This window comes from Leptospira sanjuanensis (assembly GCF_022267375.1).
GTDB classification, from domain to species: Bacteria; Spirochaetota; Leptospiria; order Leptospirales; family Leptospiraceae; genus Leptospira; species Leptospira sanjuanensis.
In genome coordinates this window covers 1362379-1382730 of sequence record NZ_JAIZBH010000001.1, presented here as the reverse complement: position 1 = coordinate 1382730, position 20352 = coordinate 1362379, and the positions used below count along the sequence as shown (strand labels likewise).

The window sequence follows — 20352 nt, the reverse complement described above, 5'->3', positions numbered from 1 at the left end:
GTTTTTACTTTGATTTTCGGTTTGGAACCTTCAAGGCTTGATTAAGTTTTTTTTCAAAGCCTCTGCGACGTGTTCGGCGACCTGAGGCGCGTCCAATTTGTACGCATGGAAAATTTCCTTTCTTTCTCCGTGATGAATCGGCTCCGGCGGAAATCCGAACGTCTTGATGTATTTCGAAAGATTTTCCGGCGCGATTCGATTGAGAAGATAACCGGAAGCTCCCGCGTCGACATAACTTTCGTCGAGAATCGCGAAATGTCTGACGTTCGCCAATTCTTGATTCAACGCTTCGACGTCGAGAGGTCTCAGCCAAATGAGATCGATCAGAGTGACTCCGAAACCGGAAGACTCGAGAATTTCGGCGGCCTTCTTCGCTTCGTCAATCATGGAACCGATCGATAAAAGCGCGATATCTCTTCCTTTTTTGAGAACACGGAACGCACCGGGCTTGATCGGAGATTCTTTGTAAAAATCGAGAGTTTTGATGTCGACGCTCGCCTTCGGAAATCGAATCGCGATCGGAGCCTTATCGTACGTCTCCATCCATCGCAAAGAATCGATCATGTCCTGACCGTTCGACGGAACGAACACATCCATGTTCGGAAGTCCCAAAAGATAACTGAGATCGAAAAGTCCTTGGTGCGTCTCTCCGTCCGGTCCCACGCATCCTGCACGGTCAATCACGAATCGAACCGGAAGATTCATCAGAGAAACGTCTTCCACGAGTTGGTCCATTCCTCTCGTTAAGAACGTGGAATAAATACACATATATGGAACGATATTTCCGTTCGTCATTGCGCCCGCAAACGCGACCGAATGTTGTTCCGCGATTCCCACGTCGAAAAGATGTTCCGGAAATTTTTCGGCGTATTCTTTCAGTCCGCTTCCTTCGATCATCGCGGGTGTTACCGCGGCGATCTTCGGATTTTTTTCGGTAAGAATGGACAACATCTTTCCTACGATCTTACTATAGGCGATTTTGGAAGAATCCCCGCTGTCCATCGCCCCGTCTTCTTTGCGAAACGGCGTAACCCCGTGATATTTGATCGGATCTCTTTCCGCGGGATCGTATCCCTTTCCTTTTTGCGTAATCAAATGAAGAAGGATCGGCCCTTTCATCTTCTTCACTTTTTCGAGCATCTTGACGAGACGAATCACGTCGTGCCCGTCCTCCGGTCCGATATATCCGAACCCTAAGTCTTCGAAAAGACCGCCCGGAGTCATAACGTCCTTAAAGCCCTTTTCCACTTTTTTGAAAAATCTTTCAGTCGCGGGTCCGATGATCGGCAGCCACTTTAGAAACGTATAAAAGATCCGCTTCCAGTGATTGTAAAAATGGGATGTAATGATGTTGTTGAGATAATTCGAAATCGATCCCACGTTCTTGGAGATGGACATGAAGTTATCGTTCAAAATCACGATCATGTCCTTCTTCAAATGGCCCGCGTGATTCATCGCTTCCAGAGCCATTCCGGTCGCGATGGACGCGTCCCCTATGATGGCGACTACGTTGTAGTCTTGTTTGGTAAGATCGCGCGCCGCAGCTTCTCCGAGCGCCTGCGAGATCGAAGTCCCCGCGTGACCGGTGTTGTAGAGATCGTACGGAGATTCTTCCCGTTTCGGGAATCCGGAAAGTCCGTTGAATTTACGAACCGTGTTGAGTTTGTCCTTTCTTCCGGTGAGAATTTTATGCGGATACGTTTGATGGCCGACGTCCCAAACCAGTCGATCCTTCGGGGTGTCGAAAACATAGTGAAGTGCGACCGTGAGTTCTACGACTCCCAGATTGCTCGCAAAATGGCCGCCCACTCCCGAAAGAGTGTCGATGATGTAATTTCGAACCTCTTTGCATACCTCGGGAAGTTTTTCCAAAGGTATGTTTCTGAGATCGGCCGGATAGTTGATTCTATCCAGCAGAGTTGGTTCCTGTTGCATGAAAACTTTCTAATCTAATTTTATAAGTCTTTAGTTCGCCTGCAAAGGTTTTCTTAATAGTTTGAGGTCATCCTCGTTCACTAAATCCAATAATTCGTAAATGCGAACGGGTTGAGTTTTTCCCTTCACTTTAATCAAGTCCAGTTCTCTTGCGACGACCCTGTCCTTTACCTTTTCGTAGGTGTACTCGGAGATAATGATATGGGTTCCGTATTCTTTATTCGTTCCTTCCAATCGTGAACCGAGGTTGATCGTATCTCCCATACAGGTGTAATCCATCCTGTGGGAACTCCCCATGTTTCCTACGACGGCGGGTCCGGAGTTGAGTCCGATTCCTATATCCATTTGGGGGAGATCCAAGCTCTTCCATTCTTCCTTTAGAGTTGCGAGTCGTCTCATTTGAGCGAGTCCGGCCGCACATCCGTAGTAAGCGTGGTCTTCCAGAGGCACGGGCGCCCCCCAGAATGCCATGATCGCATCCCCCATGTATTTATCAATCGTTCCCTTAAATTCAATGATGATCTCGGTCATTTCGGAAAGGTATTGGTTCAAGAATTGAACCAACTCTTCCGGTCCCATTTTTTCGGACATGGTCGTAAAACCGCGGATATCCGAGAAGAAAATCGTAATATCCCGTTTCGATCCACCGAGGTTCAAGTTGTCGGGATTTTTCAAAAGTTCGTCCACGACGTCTTTGGATACGAATTTGGAGAACGTGCTTCGGATATATTTTACGTTCTCTTCTTCCGTTAAGATTTTAAATCCGATCAACCCGATGAAAATGAATAGCTGTTCGAGAATCACGGTTGGATAAAGATGCACAAGGTTCAGCTCCGAGAAGTTGACAAGCGTCACTACGGAGAACAGAAAAGCCATCGATAAAAAGAAGATGAACGCAAGCCATGTTTTCAATCTTGGCTGGATCACTCCCACGAGAATTCCCACGATCATGAGAATCAGATATTCTCCCCAAAGAGGAAGTTCGAAAAGGAAGTCTTGGTTTAAGATCGTGTTGATCGCCGCGGCGTGATGTTCGATCCCGGACATATCGCCGAACGGAGATAAGTGCGTATCTTTTGCGGCCCCGGCTCCGGTCGCATAATACATCGCTACGAGAAAGATCGTATTCTGAAACTGAGACGCCGTCTCCTCGTTCCATTCCGTCGCCGCTTCGAAGATTTCATGCGCACGGAAAGAATAGAGTCCGCCCGGAAAGTTGATCTGCATCTGCCCGTCTTCGTCGATCGGAATCGTAATCTCGCGCGTATCGTTCGGACGATTCATGATGTCTTTCGTTTCCATCTTCAGGGTCTTTCGGTTGAAGCTGGTCAGAGTTTTTTGCGGGATATTCTTGATCTTTACGTATTTTCCCATCACCACGTGAACGTCACGTTTCACGTCCACGCCGAGATAATTACAAGCGATGATCAAATCGATGGAAGGATAGTATTCCGTTTCTCGAAGCGGACCCGCGTTCAAAAGTTTTGCGACGAGAGGCATACGGCGGTTGAGGCCGCTTTCGTCTTTTTTAATATTCGCAAATCCTAATCCGGACGCTTTTTCCGCAACGGGTTCGATCGGAGGCTGAGGAAATTTCAACCAGGATCTTCCCGCGTCGCCCGGATCTTCCACGTTTTCCAATTTGAATTTTCGAAGAACTTCGATCCGCTTTTCCAAATTAAGAATCGAACTTTTCGATTCCAAACTCGTTTCCATCGGGTAGTCAAACATGACCTGCGGATTTTTCGCGAGAGCTTCGGCCATCTCTTCCGTTTGTCCCGGTTTGTAGTCGACGAAGAAAATATCGAACATCAGATGATTGGAAGTGTTCTTAAAAATGTCTATTATGTTTGCGTAATATTTCCAAGGAAGAGGCCATCTTCCCTGAAGTTTTTCCAAAGAAGTGGTGGTGATCCCGATGATCTGAATGTCTTGTCTTGCACCGGGTGGAGGATTGTAACGAGTGTATTCGATCGTTCCTTCTTCGGATTCTTTTTCGCTCTTGTTGACTCCCGCGCGAAGCAGAGTAAATCTCCAGGATACGGAGGATTCTTCCAAATCGGAAAGAGGAGTGAATATTTGATAGAGGAAGAACATGGTGAGAGATACGACGGTCGCGAGCCAGACGCTTCCCGACCTTTGTTTATCGGAGGAATTGGCTTCGATGAACTTGTAGATCGGATACGAACTGATCAAAAGAAGAGCGAATCCTCCCAACAAGAATTCCGTATTGAGGGAGAAGTTCGGAAAAAAAGCCGTAAAAGAAATGAGAACGATCCCCAAGGCTCCCAGAACAAGGGATATGATATGGATGGGAGTGATTTTAAATTTCGTTTCGCTCATGCGTTCCTCCGACAGAGATCGGGGAACAGTATCCAATCCGTCGGAGTTTCGTCAATATTTTCCGGGTTCTTAGGAAAATTATCTCATCGAAGAACGGATCTCGGACGCGTAGGAAAATAATTTCTGAACGCAGACGTCCCGATTCGATCCGTTCTCTTCGATGATTCGCTGCACCGCGGAACCGATGATGACTCCGTCCGCGTACTCGGAAATTTCTTTCGACTGAACCGCCGTGGAAATTCCGAATCCCGCGCAAACCGGAAGGGAAACCAACTTTTTTACGAGTTTGATTCTTTCCTGAAGTCCGTTTGCGATCGAACTTCGTTCGCCCGTTACACCGTACGAAGTCACGTAGTAGATAAAGCCGGACGCGAGAGACTTCATCGATTTGATTCGTTCCTCGGTCGTCGCAGGCGTTACGAGATGGATGAAATCGATTTTCCTTTTTTCGAGTTGGGTGAAGAATTCTTCCGCTTCCGGGTTATCATACGGAAGATCGGGAATGATCAGTCCTTGAATGCCGGAGTTCTTTGCGATCTCCGCGAAGGTTTCCAAACCCATCGCATACAACGGATTGAAATACGTTAGATAAACAAGAGGAGTTTGCGGATGAAGTTTGTGAATCTCCGCTGTGATCTCGAGAATTTTTTTCATCGAGAACGGATGTGCAAGTGCGCGTTTGAACGCCTTCTGAATCACGGGACCGTCCGCGGTCGGATCGGTAAACGGAATTCCGAGTTCCAAAATCCCCGCGCCTCCGCGAATGAGCGCGTCCGCCCAAGCGACGCAGGATTCATAATCCGGATCGCCAAGAGAAATGTAAGGAATAAAAACGCTTTTGTCTTTTGAAAATACGGAAGAGATCGTGCTCAAACAAATTCTCCTTTGCGAAGTCTTGCGACCTCGGCGACGTCCTTGTCCCCTCTTCCGGAAAGACAAATGAGAATGTCTTCTTTTTTTCCCATCGTTTTAGCGAGGTCTTTCGCATAACGGAACGCATGCGCGGTTTCCAACGCGGGAATGATTCCTTCGATGCGGCACACTTCTAAAAACGCGTCTAACGCGCCTTCGTCGTCCACGTTTGCATAAGTCACTCTTCCGCTTTTATGAAAGTGCGCGTGTTCTGGTCCGACTCCCGGATAATCGAGTCCCGCCGAAACCGAATGTGCGGGAACGATTTGTCCGAACTCGTCTTGGATCACGAGAGTTTTGGTTCCGTGTAAAAATCCGGTTTTTCCGAATTGGATCGTCGCCGAATTTTCTCCGGGTTTTGTAGAATAACCGCCCGCTTCCACCCCGTAGAGTTTTACTTTTTTATCTTTGATGAATCCGTAAAACATTCCGATCGCGTTGGATCCTCCGCCCACACAGGCTACGACGGCGTTCGGAAGTTTTCCGTTTACTTTTTTGAATTGTTTTCTCGATTCGATTCCGATCACGGATTGAAAGTCTCTTACGATCGTAGGAAACGGGTGCGGTCCGATCGAGGAACCCACGATATAATGTGTATTAGAAACATTTAATGCCCAGTCGCGCATCGCTTCGCTCGTCGCATCCTTGAGAGTTGCGGTTCCGCTGGAAACGCCGACCACTTTCGCTCCCATCATTCTCATACGGATCGCGTTGAGTTCCTGACGACGAAGATCCTCGTCCCCCATATACACGACGGTTTCCATTTGGAACATCGCGCCCACGGTTGCGGTCGCAACCCCGTGTTGTCCCGCTCCGGTTTCCGCGATGATTCTAGTTTTACCCATCGCCTTTGCGATCAGCACCTGACCGATCGTATTGTTGATCTTATGCGCTCCGGTATGGTTTAGGTCTTCCCGTTTGAGCCAGATTCTCGCTCCACCCCAAGCCTTGGAAAGACGTTCCGCGTGCGTAAGCGGAGAAGGCCGTCCGATATAATTTTTACGGTAATATTCGAGCTCTTTTTTGAAGTGTTTGTTCTTCTTCAGTTTTTTATACGTAGACTCGAGTTCCACGAGAGCGTCGTGCAGAATTTCGGGAGAATAACGTCCGCCGAATTCTCCGAAATAACCCTCTTTTGGGGAATGATGTTCTTTTCCCATAACTACTCCAATTCCGCGAAGAGTTCCTGACGAAGCGCTTCCACCCTTGCGACAAGATCCTCAAATCCGGTAAACGCAAAGGATTCTTCCTTGTCCGCTTTGCGGTTGTAGATCGATACTTCCCCGTTTTCAAAGAATTTTTTACCGATCGTTACTCGGATCGGAAATCCGATCAATTCGGAATCCTTGAGTTTGAAGCCCGGTCCCACGTCGCGGTCGTCCCAAAAAATTTCTATGTTTTCGTTTTTTAGTACATTATAAAATTCTTCCGCTTTTGCGTATTGCTCCTCGCCCTTTGTGATGCTCACGAGCGCGACTTCAAACGGCGCGATGCTGATCGGCCAAAAAATTCCCTTTTCGTCGTTGCACTGTTCGATGACGGTCGCCATGGTTCGGTTGACTCCGATTCCGTAACAACCCATCGTAAGAGTTCTTGATTTTCCGTTCTGATCGAGGACTTGAATTCCGAACGCTTTGGTGTATTTTTCACCGAGTTTAAAAATATGTCCGACTTCGATTCCTTTTTCGGCTTTGAGAGGAGTTCCGCAGTTCGGACAAAGATCCCCTTCTCTTGCTAATGCGACATCGGCGAACTCGGGCAACCCCGCGATTTCCTTTTCGAGTATAAAACCCTGCGTGTGAAAGTCCTCTTTGTTGGAACCGACCACATACGGAAAATCCTTCTGCAAAGAACGATCGTATAACACCTTCACTTTATCGTTGGGGGCTACGGGTGCGATAAAACCGGGGACGAATCCGAGTTCGCGGACTTCCGCATCGGTCATCAAATCGGAATCCACGATTCTCAGCAAAGAATGCAGTTTATGAAGATTGAGTTCCAAGTCGCCGCGCAAAAATACGAGAATCTTTTTCTTATCCGATTTAAGCGCGACCGCTTTGATCGTTTCGGCTTCCGTGATTCCCAAAAGCGCGCTGACTTCCGCGATCGTTTTTTTGCCCGGAGTAGCGATCTCTTTTTTTTCGGTAAGTTTCGCGGGAGCTACATTCTCTTTTTTGAATATAAACGGGGTCTTTTCGCTGTTCGAGCTGTATCCGCACGAATTGCACAACAGCAGAGTTTCTTCTCCGATCGGAGATACGACCATAAACTCTTCCGACGCGGAACCGCCCATACTTCCCGAGTCGGCTTGCACCGGAATCGTTTTGAGTCCGCAGCGATCGAAAATTTTTCTGTAAGCGACCCGCATCGACTGATACGTTTCGTCGAGCGAAGCGTCGTCGATATGAAACGAATACGCGTCCTTCATCACGAATTCTCTCGAGCGAATCACTCCGAAACGAGGACGAATCTCGTCGCGGAACTTGGTTTGGATCTGATATACGTTGATCGGAAGATCCTTGTAGGATTTCAATAAAGGTTTAACGAGAGAACTGAAGGATTCTTCGTGTGTGGGTCCGAGCGCGTACGAAAGATCGTGTCTGTCCTTGATGCGAAACATCTCCTTTCCCATCGCATTCCATCTTCCGCTTTGTTCCCAGAGTTCCGAAGGAGTCAAAATCGGAAGATCGAATTCGAGCGCCCCGGTCGCGTTCATTTCTTCGCGTACGATCTGTTTGATCTTTTGAAGAATTTTTAATCCGAGAGGAAGATAAAAATACAAACCTGCGGAGGACTTGCGTGCGAGTCCCGCGCGGATCATAAGTCGATGGGACGCGACTACCGCGTCCGCAGGATTTTCTTTTTCTGTGGGTAGAATATATTTCGATGCTTTCATGCGTTTTAGAAAATTCGCATTACATCGTTGAAGGTGACGTAGAGTCCGAGCCCGAGCAGAAACAAGAATCCGATTCGAAAGATGGACTCGATCACTTTTCCCGGAAGAGGTCTTCCGGTGATCGCTTCATACGCATACAATACGATATGTCCACCGTCCGCCATCGGAATGGGAAGTAAATTCATTATCATCAGAGCGATCGAGATCCTCGCGACAAACTCGAGATACGTTTCCCATCCTATCTCCAAGCTGATTCCGGCATAGGATACGATCCCGACCGGACCGGACAAACTGTCCTTTACGGAAAGAATTCCGGAGAACAACATTCCGATTCCTTTGAGAGTCGTTTCCACGTTTTCGTAAACGTCTTTGCCGGCGACTGCAAAGGATTCGAAAAATCCGAGTTCGCGTTCCATCGGCGCCGGATTGAATTTCATGTTCGGACGAAAACCGAGCAAACCGATCGGACGGATCTTCGGTTCCGCTTCCAATCGGAGATTTCCCATATCCACGGATACGGTTTCTCCGTTTTTATTTTTGATGTAAGCGAGAAGTTCCTCGAAGTTCGGAAATGTTTTTCCGTCCACGGCTAAGTTTAAAAGTTTTTGACCGAGTTCTGGATCGTAACTTGCGAACTGATACGATTCGAGACCGAGTTCCGGAAATTTTTTATCCCGTAGATTTTTCAGTTCCAATATGTTTGCGCCTAACACCGGAACGTCCACGGCCACGGTTTCGGTGGACCAAGGGTTTACCAGCGGATAGGTTTTCCGATCGACTACGATGTTCACTTTTTGATTTTGAAATTCTCCCAGAATCTTTTGCAGTTCGCCCACGGTGGAAATCGTTTTCCCGTTGATGCTCTGAATCACGTCCCCGTCGTTTAAGTAACTAAGCGCGCGGGACCGAAGAAGATTTTCTTTTTCTTCCTTCTCCTTTTCCAGGAGAACTTCCGCGGGAATATCCCGTCCTTCCACGGCTTTTTTCAGACGTTCCTGATAGTAGTTTTCGGCTTCGTGCGATTTATCCAGACGGGAAGAAAGCCAGTGTTGGAATTGTTCGGAATAGCTGAACGTAGCCACGACCCTTCTTTCTCCGAAGGGCTCGACGCCGATGGTCGGAATTCCGGAAGAACGTTTCGGGTTGTAAACGATGCGAGGAGTGACGCTCCACTCGATCGGTTTGCCGTCGCGCTCTCCCTGAATTTTCAAAGCGCTTCCGGAAGACAATCCTACGTTCGTTACGATGTCCTCGAACTTTTCGGTTTTATTTCCGTCGATGTTTAGAATTCTGTCTCCGGTTCTAAGACCGGATTGATATGCGGCTGAAAATTCCTGATCTGCCGGATCGATAAAGATGCGGTTGCCCGGAGGATTGTGTCCGAGAAAATTCAAAACTAATAATATTCCAAAACCTAGGAATAGATTGAACAAAGGTCCGCCGAGAACGGGGATCATACGTTTGAGCGGAGGCGTGGAAAGAAGTTCTCCCGGTTCCCCTTTCACTTCTCCGCCGTAATCGTCTCCTTTGAACAAAACGTATCCTCCGACCGGAATCGCGGTGATTTGGTAGGTCGTTTCTCCGACTTTCTTTTTCCAAATCCCCCTTCCGTAACCGATCGAAAAGATTCTTGCCTTCACTCCTACGAGCATTCCGCAAAGAAGGTGGCCTAATTCGTGAATAAAAATCGAGATCGCCAACATAAATACGGCGCCTAATACCATGATCAACATGCGGATACTGCCTTCCTTGCTTTCAGATTTCTGACGGTTTCCCGCGCGATCCGATCGACTTCTTCGTATTCTTCCAGAGAGTCCGGAAAATCGATCGGTATTTCGTCTAACGCGGCGGAAATATAATCCGGAATTTCCACGAAACGGATTTCGTCTTTGAGGAACAATTCCACGGCCGCTTCGTTGGCCGCGTTAAAAATACACGGAGCCGTTCCTCCCGCGCGCCCAGCTTCGAACGCGAGAGCCAAACCAGGATACCGTTTCGGATCGGGTTCGCGGAATTCGAGTTTGCCCCAGTCCTTTGCAGGATGAGACCGAAGAACTTTCGGGACCGGTTCCGGATGAAAGAGAGAATGTGCGATCGGAAAGATCATATCCGGATAGGAAGCGTAAACAAAGGAAGCCCCGTCCTTGAGTTCGATGATCCCGTGCGCGATGCTTTGCGGATGAATTACGACTCCGATCTTTTCGTAAGGAACTCCGAATAGAAAATGAGCTTCGATGACTTCGAGTCCCTTATTGATCATTCCGTTGGAATCGACCGTGATCTTCGGACCCATGCTCCAAGTCGGATGATGAAGCGCTTGTTCCTTTGTGACGTGTGCGATCTGATCGATCGGCAAATCCCGAAACGATCCGCCCGATGCGGTGAGAATGATTTTTTCCAGAGCGTTTTTGTTCACCGATTCGAGAAGTTGAAAGAGAGCGTTGTGTTCGGAATCTACGGGAACGACCACGGTCTTGTGTTTTGCAATGAGCGAATTGATGAGCGGACCCGATGTGACTAACGTTTCTTTATTAGCGATTCCTAATCTTTTTCCGGAAGTGATGGCGGCGATGGTCGGACGCAAACCCACCGAACCCACGATGGCCGTGATCACGATCCGAACGTCAGACTCGCGCACGATGTCGGAAAGAGAGGATTCTCCGTAAAGAATTTGTGTTTTGCCGATTTTGTTTCCGAGGACGGATTTGTCCGCGCGGTTGTCGCTCACGCAGATAAAATCGGGGGAGAATTCTTTTTGAATCGAGAGAGCCTTATCGAGATTGGAATGAACGCTGAACGAATGAAGTCTGAATTCTTCCGGGTACGCGCGCAGTACTTTTAGAGTCGATTCCCCGACGGAACCGGACGCGCCCAGAAGACAGACGGAAGTTGCCATACCGTTTAGACTTGGAATCCAAGATTCCCCTTGATCTGAAGATAATAATAAAGAACGGGAATCGTGATCAAAAGGGCATCCGCAAGATCGAGCATTCCTCCGTGACCCGGAATCAAAGACCCGGAATCCTTGATCTTTGCGTCCCGTTTCATAGCCGATTCTAATAAGTCACCGATCACACTCACGAGAGAAATGATAACCGAAATCAAAAATACTTCCACTCCGGAAATCCCGGAAGCGGTGCCCGTGGAATTTTCCCAAATCGCGTTGAAGATAAAAACGGAACCGATCGCGGTGACGATTCCGGTCGCATAACCTTCCCAGGTTTTTTTAGGAGAAATCGCAAGACCCGCAGGATGTCTTCCGAACCATCTTCCCCCGAAGTAAGCTCCCGCGTCCGTCAAAAACGTGATCACCGAAACGAGAATGATGTAGTAGATCCCCTGTCCCATTCCGAGGAGGAGCATCAGATGTCCGAGAGGAACCGCAACGTAAAACACCCCGAGAAAAGTGGAGGACACGGAAAAGATCGCTCCGTCTAACGGACGTCTGGTGATCTGCAGAGTAAAAATGATGATAAACAGAAGTAAAAACGCGACCGGAACCGCATCAAAGGGAGGAATGAAATACTTGATGTGCTGTAGAAAGAATAACGGAGCTTCGAACTTGTTCTGAGATCCTATAAAACGGAAATAATAAAGGGTAATAACGACGAGCATAAAGAAGGTTCCCGTTCCGCGAAACGGCCTGCCGTCGTCTCCGCGATCGGAAAGATTGTAGAATTCCTTAATCCCGATATAACCGCCCACAAGGAGAATCAAATACGTCTGCAGATAATAAAAACCCGCATAGAATATCATAAAAAGATAAAGTACTACGAGTACAGCCGCCGAAGCGAGTCTTTTGGAAGTTTCACCCATTCGTAAGTCCTCCGAATTTTCGGGTTCTGGTTTCGTACCATTTCAGGGAATCCACCAGAGATTTTTTATCGAAGTCGGGCCAAAGCGTATCGGTAAAATACAGTTCCGCGTAGGCGGACTGCCATAATAAAAAGTTCGAGAGTCTTTGTTCTCCGGCCGTTCTGATCAGTAAATCTACGGGAGGAAGGGTGGACGTATATAAAAATTTTTCGAGTTCTTTTTCTTTCAGAGGCTTTTCAAACGAAACTTTGGCCCGTTTCCTCTCCAAAAAAAGCTCCTGCGCCGCCCGCAAAATCTCGTCCCGTGAACCGTAGTTCAAACAAAAATTGACGGTGAGTTTTTTGTTCTTTTTGGTTTTGTCGACGGCAAAGTCGATCTTGTCCAAAACCCCGCGCGTTAATTTTTTACGGCTTCCGGAATGATGAATTCGAATTCCCCTATCGTGGATCGTGTCCAATCGGGTTTCGATAAACTCGATCAATAACCCGAAGATCGAACGGATTTCGGTGATCGGACGTTTCCAATTCTCCGTCGAGAACGCGTATAAGGAAATATTTTTCAGACCCAACTCGAGACTTGCGTCCATCAATCGGTCGATGGCCCCCGCGCCTTCCCGATGTCCTTCCGATCTGGATTTTCCTCGGGATGTCGCCCAACGGCCGTTGCCGTCCATGATGACGGCGATATGTTGGGGGAGATTGGACTCGAACAAGCCCACGTTAGATCGTAGTGATTTCCTTTTCCTTCTCTGCGGTCAGAGCGGAAATTTTATCGATGTAGGAATCGGTGATTTTTTGGATCTGATCTTGAACGGTTTGAATCTCGTCTTTAGACATACCCTCGGTATGTTTTTTAAGATCTTCCATCGCGTCTCTGCGGATGTTACGGATCGCAACCTTCTTTTCTTCGGACTTGGACTTTACGACTTTTGCAAGTTCCTTGCGTCGCTCGCCCGTAAGTTCGGGAATGATGATGCGGATCACCACACCGTCGTTAGACGGTTGCAGGCCCAATCCGGAAGCTTGGATCGCCTTTTCGATGTCCTTCATGATTCCCTTATCATAGGGAGAAATCACGAGCACCCTCGGTTCGGGAACGGAAATATTTCCGAGCTGATTGATCGGAGTCAAGGTTCCGTAGTAATCCACGCGGATGTCTTCGACCAGAGAAGGGTTCGCTCTTCCCGTACGAATGGTTCCGAAATCCTTTTTTACCAAGTCGATGGTTTTATCCATCTTGATCTTCATTCCTGAGATGATTTCTTCACTTGCCATCGATTTGAATGTCCTCCGAGTTAGAGATCAGGGTTCCGATGTTTTGTCCGGTGATAAGGTCTTTGAGGTTGCCTCGTTTGAAGATATCGAAAACGATAATCGACATGTTGTTTTCCATGCACAAACTGAGTGCGGTGGAATCCATCACCTTGAGTCTTCGGTTGATCGATTCCATAAAGGAAATCTGAGAATAACGTTTTGCCGCGCTGTCTTTTTTAGGGTCAGCAGTATAAACCCCGTCCACTTTCGTCGCCTTGAGAATCACGTCGCATCCTACTTCCACGGCGCGAAGACTCGCGGTCGTATCGGTTGTGAAATACGGATTTCCGGTTCCGCCGGCAAAGATCACGATTCTTCTTTTTTCGAGATGTCGAACCGCGCGTCTGCGGATATAACTTTCGGCGATGGAGTTGATTTCGATCGCCGATTGAACCCTTGTGTAGAGTCCTTTTTTTTCGCAGGCGTCTTGGAGCGCGAGAGCGTTCTGGATCGTGGCGAGCATTCCCATATAGTCCGCGGTCGCACGGTCGATTCCGGCTTTTGCGAGGTTGGTTCCGCGGATGATGTTTCCGCCTCCGACCACAAGAGCGATTTCCACTCCTAGGTCGTGAACTTCTTTGATTTCTTCCGCGAGAGAATGGGCCTTGTTGGTATCGATCCCGAATTCTCCCTCTCCGGCGAGAGCCTCTCCGGAGAGTTTAATTAGAATTCTCTTATACTTCGCTTCCGTTCCCAAAACTTAGAGTCCGCCTACCTGAAAGCGAACAAAACGAGCGATCAAAATATTCTCGCCGAATTTCGAGATCGCTTCCTTTACTAAGTCGTCGATCGTTTTGGAATCGTCTTTGAAGAACGCCTGGTTTACGAGACAAGCTTCCGAAACGTATTTCTTGATCTTTCCGGGAAGAATCTTTTCGATCTGCTCCGGCTTTTTGCCTTCGGCTTCGAGCTGAGCTTTCATAATTCCCTTTTCTCTTTCGAGGTCTTCCGCAGGAATCGATTCTTCGTTGAGATACAAAGGATTCATTGCCGCGATCTGCATGCAGATTTCTTTTCCAAGAGCTTCGAAGTCCTCGTTTTTGGAAACGAAGTCGGTTTCGGAGTTCAGTTCAACCAGAACTCCGATCTTTCCGTTACCGTGGATGTAGGAAACGACACGGCCTTCTTTGGTTTCTCTTCCCGCTTTTTTAGCGGCTTTGGCGATCCCTTTTTCACGAAGCCAAGTGATCGCTTTTTCGATATCCGCGTTGTTTTCTTCGAGAGCCTTTTTGCAGTCCATCATCCCTGCGCTCGTTCTCTCTCTGAGTTCTCTGATTAAGTCTGTAGTTACTGCCATTGCTAAGAATCCCTTACTCGTTTTTATCCACTTCGATCGTAGTGGAAGGCGCCGCCGCTTCTTCGGCCGCTTTGGCTTTTTTAGCGTCCGCGTCTTCGTCCATGATGAACTTTCCACTTTCATCATATTCACCTTGGTATTCCAGAGCCAAAGCTTCGGAATCCAGATCTTCGCTGAATCTTGGTTGTTCCACGACTCCGCCGGTTCCTTCGATCACCGCGTTGGACATGGTTTCGAGGAAGAGTGAAATCGCGCGGATCGCGTCGTCGTTACCCGGAATCGGATAATCAATCAGCTCGGGATCGCAGTTGGTATCAACCACCGCGAAGATGGTAAGACCGAGTTTGCGAGCTTCTTTGACCGCGATCTCTTCTTTTTTAGGATCGATCACGAACATAATTTCGGGAATGGTTGCCATGTCCTTGATTCCACCGAGAGTCTTGCGGAGTTTTTCCAACTCTCTTCTCAGCGTAAGAACTTCTTTTTTAGTTTTTACTTCTTTCTCGAAGCTGTTGTCCGCTTCCATTCCTTCGAGTTTTTTCAGACGAGCGATACTTCTTTTTACGGTGTTCCAGTTTGTAAGAAGTCCGCCCGGCCAGCGGTTATTGATAAAGAACATATTCGAGCGGATGGCTTCTCTCTCGATCGCGCCTCTCGCTTGCTTCTTTGTTCCGACAAAGAGAACTTTCTTCCCGTCGGCGGTTAGCTTCTTCAGAGCGTCGTAAGCTTCTTTCGCTTTTTGAACGGTCTTTTGAAGATCGATGATGTGAATCCCGTTTCTTGCCGTAAAAACGTACGGCGCCATTTTCGGGTTCCATTTGCGGGTCTGGTGTCCGAAGTGTACTCCGGTTTCCAGAAGGTTTTTCATTGAAATCACTGACATTGTTTACCCCTTTTTTAGTACGAAATACAACGTCGCTACGAGTCCCATGAGACTAGCAGGGGTAAATTGTATCTCGACCTTGATTACGTAGAGTTCAAATTTGATTGCTTCTCGGAGCAGGTAGGAAGAGAAAAAAGAAACGCCTGTTAGGCGATCGAGAATGACTCCCGTCACGGCTCCTGCGAAAAAACCGAGGAGCAGAATGAGGGCGATTTTGCCTATCTCAGCCCTGTCCGTAGGCTTTTTCGGGTTAGCAGATACCACTTTTTACTGGTTTAAGCGTGGGTCAATCTTTATTGGGCTGGATCATTTCACAGTTCCCGTCAAAGATCACTCCGTCTGCGATTTGTAATTTGGAAGTTTTGATATTTCCATTCACCTTTCCGGTGGATAACATTTCCAGCTTTTGAGTCGCGATTACGTTTCCGGTAATCTCCCCTCCCACGATCACGGTCCCCGCTTTGATGTTGGCACGGACCTTTGCGCCTTCGCTTACGAGAAGAAATCCTTCGGATTCGATCTCACCTTGAAATTCTCCCGAAATTTCGAGAGGTTTTTGGAAGTTCAGAATTCCGGAAAAGGAAGTTTCTTTTCCGAGGACTGTGGAAATCGCTCCGTATTCGGTGATGGGACGAGCGGTTCTAGTTGCTGGTTTTTTGGACATGGATTCTCTTATTTCGTTTTCATTTCAAAAACTCCGTCCCAGTCTTCGGGAGGAGGAGTTGTAATGAATGCCTGGCATCGGCCGATGTATTTTTTGGAAGGACCGTCGTCCGGAGTCAACTCGGTCGCCTTTTTGAATTTTTCTAAGGCTTCCGCAAACTTTCTGGTTTTGTACAAACTCAAACCCTCGTTGTAAAACTGAATGGTCTGTTTCATCGTTTCCGAGATCATCGTTCACTCCTTATAAAGCACCACGACAGCGGTCGAATAGTTCTCAGCGTGACTGATCGAAACCGAACAACCGCTGTAACCTTTGGTAAGAAACAATTCTTTGGATTTTCCATGGAGTACCAATTCTTTTTTTCCGAATTCCTTTCCGAAAAGTTCGATTTCACGCATATCGAGGATGACCTTGTCTCCGGGTTCGATCGCTTTGATGAAGGCTTCCTTGACGCAAAACCTTCCGCTTAGATGAGGAATCGGGTCCTTTCGATTGGAACAGTATTCCCGTTCGGATTCGGAAAATACCCGTTTTAAAAAACGTTCCCCGTGTTTTTCCAAAAGGTCGCGGATGCGGGAATTTTCTACGATATCGTTGCCGACGGAAATTTTCATTCTTCCTCGATCAGTTCCGGATTGGAATCCGGTTCGATCGTATTCTCCTCTTCGGTGGCGTCCGGATCTTCTCCGCCCGTTTTGCTTTGATCCGGTTTGATCTTATACAAAATCGAAATTCGATCCGGGAAAACGCCGAGAATGTCCACGGCTTTCAAAGAAGGAGCCTTGTTGAGACGGATCTTTGCGAATACGGGTTTGTTGTCCGGGAGAATCTTTTTCGTTTTAGGATCGTATTTATGAGAACAGACCACGCTCGCCGAAAGTCCCTTGATGACCTGAATGCTCTTGAGCGGAGTTTTGGATTGTAGTTTTACGGAAACCTCGGGTTCGGAGAATTCCGCTTCGAGATTCTTATCCAAACTTTGGCACTTGATCGGAATTCCGAGAAGAAGGGTCTCTCCCGCGTTAGACGCGCTTGCAAAGATATTCACGCGGACCGTTACTTCTTTTACGTTGTCCCGCACTTTCACCGCCGCCGGAAAATCGGGAAGCCTATGTTTGATCGTAAAGGATTCGGTTTTGTCCTTGAGGGATATCGGAGGAATGTTGATTTTTCCGAGATCCTCCAAAACTCCGGGAGGACCGCTGACGTGAACCACCGAAGGTGAAACGAAATGGCTCGTCTTGACGTAGTTCGGCGGGAGATCCCCCGTGAACTTCACTTCGATCGGAAGGGTTCTCCCGGAAGTGGATTCTACGATTACCTTGACCTTGTCCTTGAGTCTGGTAATGCGAAGTCCCGCAGGCGCTCCGGAAATCCGAAAAACGGAAACGAGATTCTCCCCTGCTTTGAGTTCGCCCGCGTTGATATGCGCTTTCATAAACTGAGAATAATAATTCACATATTCGCGCACTCCTTCCACCTTTACCGGAACGGTTTTGTCGGAAAGACGGGAAACGCTTAAAGAACCGCTTAATTTGGGATATTCGATCGGAATATGGATTTCTTTTACGAGTATTTTAGAATTTTGTAAATTCACGTAAAACACGATCGCAAGAAGAAGCGATCCGAGTTTGGCCTGCCAGTTGTTGAAGATCCGTTTCAACATCAGCGGTGTTCTCCCGTTTTTTCTTCGGAAGAAGAAGACGTTGTGTTGTGTTTTTCCGATCCGGTTTCACTCTTCTGCAAAATCGTGTTCACGAAATTTTTCAACTCGATCGGTTTGACCGGGTGCGTCATTTCTCCGTCATAACATACGGAAATTTCTCCGGTTTCCTCGGAGGTTACGATTACGATGGAATCCGATTCTTCCGAAATCCCGATGGCCGCCCTGTGTCTTGCGCCCATTCTCGCGTCGTCGAGATTTTGCGTCATCGGTAAGAATGCGCCGGCACACGCGATCCGGTTTTGTTCGATGATCACGGCTCCGTCGTGAAGCGCGGAATTCTTCTTAAAGATCGTGATGAGCAGACTCGTGGAGATGATCGCGTCGAGCTGCACCGATTGATCGATGATGTCTTTCAAACTGTTTTCTCGGACAATGGCGATGAGAGATCCGGTTTTATTCTTCGCCATAATCTTTACGGCTTCGGAAATCGCCTCCAAGTCGGTCGTCTGTTTTAATAGAAAGGGCTGAAAGATTTTCATCCGGGAAAGATCCGCCGTGATCTTTCTAAGTTCGGGTTGGAGAAGCACGATGATCGCGAACACAAGAGCCGGACGGATATTCTCGATGATCCAATCGAGCAACTCGAGTTCGAAGGTACTCGCAAAGATTCCCAATAGCCAGATCAGGGCCACTCCGAGGAGAAGCTGAATCCCTCTGGTTCTTCGAATCGTTGTATAAAACTGATAGATGAGAACGCTTACGATGAGGACGTCGACGACGATGACGAGAGGATTTTTACCGAGAGGAAAAAGAGATATGTTCTTAAAGAAAAACAAATCCATTCTCCCCTTGATTACAGTCCTAAAACGGAAAACATATCATACAAACCGGGTTTGCGTCCGACTAAAAATTCCGCGGCATGAACGCTTCCCACCGCGAAGGTTTTGCGATCCTGCGCTTTGTGCGTGATCTCGATTCTTTCTTCGGGAGTGAAAAAATAAACGGTGTGATCTCCGATCACTTCTCCCGCGCGCAAGGTATGAATTCCGATTTCCTTGGGATCTCTTTCCTTTAAAATTCCGTGTCTTCCGTGTACCACGTTCTTTTCCGTTCTTCCCAAGGTCTCGAGAAGAATGCTCTTTAATTTTTCGGCCGTTCCGGACGGCGCGTCCTTTTTATGACGATGATGAATGTCCTGAATTTCGATGTCCGAGATTTCTCCCATCACCTTGGCCGCAATTTCGGTTAACTTAAACAATAAGTTCACTCCGATCGACATGTTCGGTGAATATACGATCGCGATTTCTTTGGACGCCACTCGGACGGAATCTTTTTGCAGTTCCGTAAGGCCGGTCGTTCCGATGACGACCGGTTTTTTGTGCGTTAGACACGCTTTCAGAGTAAGATCCAAAGTCTGATGCGTACTAAAATCGATCACGCAGTCCGCGCTTTTCACGGCCGCGTCGACATCGGAAGTAAAATCGACTCCGTTTTGTTTGACCCCGGAATGCAGACCGGAATCCATTCCGTGAAATACGGAACCGCCGCTGACAACGGCGGAAGAAAGAGAAGATTTGGAAGAAGCGGAAAGCACCGTGATGATGGCGCGTCCCATTCTTCCCGATCCTCCGATCAGAGCGATCTGAAATTTTTGTTCCGACATTTCTTATTCGTATCCTTTTTCTTTCAGACCTTCAAGAGCCTTTTTAAATTTCGCGCTCGTTTCATTTTGAGAAAGAGGGGTCATCGGAAGACGGATTTCGGGAGAACAATGTCCGAACCAACTCATCGCCGCCTTGATCGGAATCGGATTGGTTTCCATAAACGCAAGAGAAAAGACGTCCAGAAAATCGTAGTGAATTCTTCTGGCTTCCGTAAGGTTTCCTTCGTGAAACGCGTTGACGAGTTGTACGAGCGCCTTTGGAAATAAATTGGAAACCACCGACACGACGCCTACTCCGCCTACAGCCAAAAGAGGAAGAGTCAAATTGTCGTCTCCGGAAAGAACGGTCATCTTATGACCGACGAGCGAAATCAACTTGGACATCTGCCCCAAATCTCCGGTCGCTTCTTTCATCGAACGGATATGTTTGACTTCGCTGAGTCGAAGCACGGTTTCGGGAAGAAGATTCACCGACGTTCTTCCCGGAATGTTATAAAGCATCACAGGCACGGAAGAATGTTCCGCGATCTCTTTGAAGTGCTGAAACAGTCCTTCTTGAGTCGGTTTGTTGTAATAGGGATTTACGGAAAGAATTCCGTCGACTCCGTCCTTGCACGCCGCCTCGGTGAGTTCGATCGCCTCTCTTGTGGAATTGGAACCCGTTCCCGCGACGACTTGAATCCGATTCTTGACGACCTTGACGGTTTCGCGGATCAACTCCGCGTGTTCGGAATGGGAAAGAGTCGGAGATTCTCCCGTTGTCCCACAAGGAACAACTCCGCTGACCTCTGCCTTGATTTGTTTTTCCAGAAGCTTGAAGTAACTGTCGTAGTCGATTTTTCCGTTTTTGAAAGGTGTGATGATTGCTGTGTAAACGCCCTGGAACATAAGGTTAGGTTCCCCAGTTTGGCCGGATTTGGCAATCAAAATCGTTTTCGATTTCTGATTGCAGGGAGATTCCTTC

21 protein-coding genes are annotated in these 20352 nt (G+C 47.8%); all 21 read right to left on the bottom strand.

Translation table 11 applies throughout. From position 1 onward, the window contains the following. Positions 1–30: 30 nt before the first annotated feature. Positions 31–1935, bottom strand: a complete 1905-nt coding sequence (gene dxs / locus LFX17_RS06185) for a 1-deoxy-D-xylulose-5-phosphate synthase (RefSeq protein WP_238729470.1) — start codon at positions 1933–1935, stop codon at positions 31–33. Positions 1936–1965: 30 nt separating this feature from the next. Continuing rightward, positions 1966–4278: a CHASE2 domain-containing protein gene (locus tag LFX17_RS06180; RefSeq protein ID WP_238729469.1), complete on the bottom strand. Its 2313-nt coding sequence runs from the start codon at positions 4276–4278 to the stop codon at positions 1966–1968. Between the two features lie 78 nt (positions 4279–4356). Further along, complete coding sequence (gene trpA / locus LFX17_RS06175) at positions 4357–5151, bottom strand: tryptophan synthase subunit alpha (protein WP_238745666.1); 795 nt, start codon at positions 5149–5151, stop codon at positions 4357–4359. Then, complete coding sequence (gene trpB / locus LFX17_RS06170) at positions 5148–6350, bottom strand: tryptophan synthase subunit beta (protein ID WP_238745663.1); 1203 nt, start codon at positions 6348–6350, stop codon at positions 5148–5150. The genes trpA and trpB overlap by 4 nt, the downstream gene beginning before the upstream one ends. A 2-nt stretch (positions 6351–6352) precedes the next feature. Then, complete coding sequence (locus LFX17_RS06165) at positions 6353–8086, bottom strand: proline--tRNA ligase (RefSeq protein ID WP_238745661.1); 1734 nt, start codon at positions 8084–8086, stop codon at positions 6353–6355. A 5-nt stretch (positions 8087–8091) separates the two neighbouring features. Then, entirely contained in the window at positions 8092–9819 is a 1728-nt protein-coding gene (locus tag LFX17_RS06160; RefSeq protein WP_238745660.1) for a site-2 protease family protein, read from the bottom strand. Further along, entirely contained in the window at positions 9813–10982 is a 1170-nt protein-coding gene (dxr, locus tag LFX17_RS06155) for a 1-deoxy-D-xylulose-5-phosphate reductoisomerase (protein ID WP_238729464.1), read from the bottom strand. The genes LFX17_RS06160 and dxr overlap by 7 nt, the downstream gene beginning before the upstream one ends. A 5-nt stretch (positions 10983–10987) precedes the next feature. Then, positions 10988–11902 carry a phosphatidate cytidylyltransferase gene (locus tag LFX17_RS06150; protein ID WP_238729463.1) on the bottom strand — a complete coding sequence of 305 codons (915 nt, stop codon included), beginning with the start codon at positions 11900–11902 and terminating at the stop codon, positions 10988–10990. Beyond that, positions 11895–12575: an isoprenyl transferase gene (locus LFX17_RS06145; RefSeq protein ID WP_238747694.1), complete on the bottom strand. Its 681-nt coding sequence runs from the start codon at positions 12573–12575 to the stop codon at positions 11895–11897. Before LFX17_RS06145 ends, LFX17_RS06150 begins: the two co-directional genes overlap by 8 nt. Positions 12576–12621: 46 nt before the next feature. Continuing rightward, positions 12622–13176: a ribosome recycling factor gene (gene frr, locus LFX17_RS06140; protein WP_238745658.1), complete on the bottom strand. Its 555-nt coding sequence runs from the start codon at positions 13174–13176 to the stop codon at positions 12622–12624. Then, entirely contained in the window at positions 13166–13912 is a 747-nt protein-coding gene (gene pyrH, locus LFX17_RS06135) for a UMP kinase (RefSeq protein ID WP_238745656.1), read from the bottom strand. The genes frr and pyrH overlap by 11 nt, the downstream gene beginning before the upstream one ends. A 3-nt stretch (positions 13913–13915) precedes the next feature. After that, positions 13916–14512, bottom strand: coding sequence for a translation elongation factor Ts (gene tsf, locus LFX17_RS06130; protein WP_118955295.1), 597 nt, complete (start codon positions 14510–14512; stop codon positions 13916–13918). Between the two features lie 13 nt (positions 14513–14525). Then, positions 14526–15395 (bottom strand): 30S ribosomal protein S2, encoded by an 870-nt coding sequence (gene rpsB / locus LFX17_RS06125; protein ID WP_118955296.1) that lies wholly within the window; start codon positions 15393–15395, stop codon positions 14526–14528. A gap of 3 nt (positions 15396–15398) precedes the next feature. Continuing rightward, on the bottom strand, positions 15399–15659 hold the full coding sequence (locus LFX17_RS06120) for a hypothetical protein (RefSeq protein WP_118955297.1): 261 nt from the start codon (positions 15657–15659) through the stop codon (positions 15399–15401). 22 nt (positions 15660–15681) lie between these two features. Continuing rightward, positions 15682–16059 carry a bactofilin family protein gene (locus tag LFX17_RS06115; protein WP_118969894.1) on the bottom strand — a complete coding sequence of 126 codons (378 nt, stop codon included), beginning with the start codon at positions 16057–16059 and terminating at the stop codon, positions 15682–15684. A gap of 8 nt (positions 16060–16067) precedes the next feature. Continuing rightward, positions 16068–16289 carry a tetratricopeptide repeat protein gene (locus tag LFX17_RS06110; protein ID WP_135781099.1) on the bottom strand — a complete coding sequence of 74 codons (222 nt, stop codon included), beginning with the start codon at positions 16287–16289 and terminating at the stop codon, positions 16068–16070. Between the two features lie 3 nt (positions 16290–16292). Beyond that, entirely contained in the window at positions 16293–16673 is a 381-nt protein-coding gene (gene acpS / locus LFX17_RS06105; RefSeq protein ID WP_100761604.1) for a holo-ACP synthase, read from the bottom strand. Beyond that, positions 16670–17722: a CdaR family protein gene (locus LFX17_RS06100; RefSeq protein ID WP_238747692.1), complete on the bottom strand. Its 1053-nt coding sequence runs from the start codon at positions 17720–17722 to the stop codon at positions 16670–16672. The genes acpS and LFX17_RS06100 overlap by 4 nt, the downstream gene beginning before the upstream one ends. A 2-nt stretch (positions 17723–17724) precedes the next feature. Continuing rightward, the gene (cdaA, locus tag LFX17_RS06095; RefSeq protein ID WP_238731520.1) at positions 17725–18561 is read right to left on the bottom strand and encodes a diadenylate cyclase CdaA; all 837 of its coding nucleotides are present in this window, start codon (positions 18559–18561) and stop codon (positions 17725–17727) included. Between the two features lie 17 nt (positions 18562–18578). After that, positions 18579–19388: a 4-hydroxy-tetrahydrodipicolinate reductase gene (gene dapB, locus LFX17_RS06090; protein ID WP_238729460.1), complete on the bottom strand. Its 810-nt coding sequence runs from the start codon at positions 19386–19388 to the stop codon at positions 18579–18581. A gap of 3 nt (positions 19389–19391) precedes the next feature. Next, the gene (gene dapA, locus LFX17_RS06085; RefSeq protein ID WP_238745654.1) at positions 19392–20276 is read right to left on the bottom strand and encodes a 4-hydroxy-tetrahydrodipicolinate synthase; all 885 of its coding nucleotides are present in this window, start codon (positions 20274–20276) and stop codon (positions 19392–19394) included. Positions 20277–20352 lie beyond the last annotated feature (76 nt).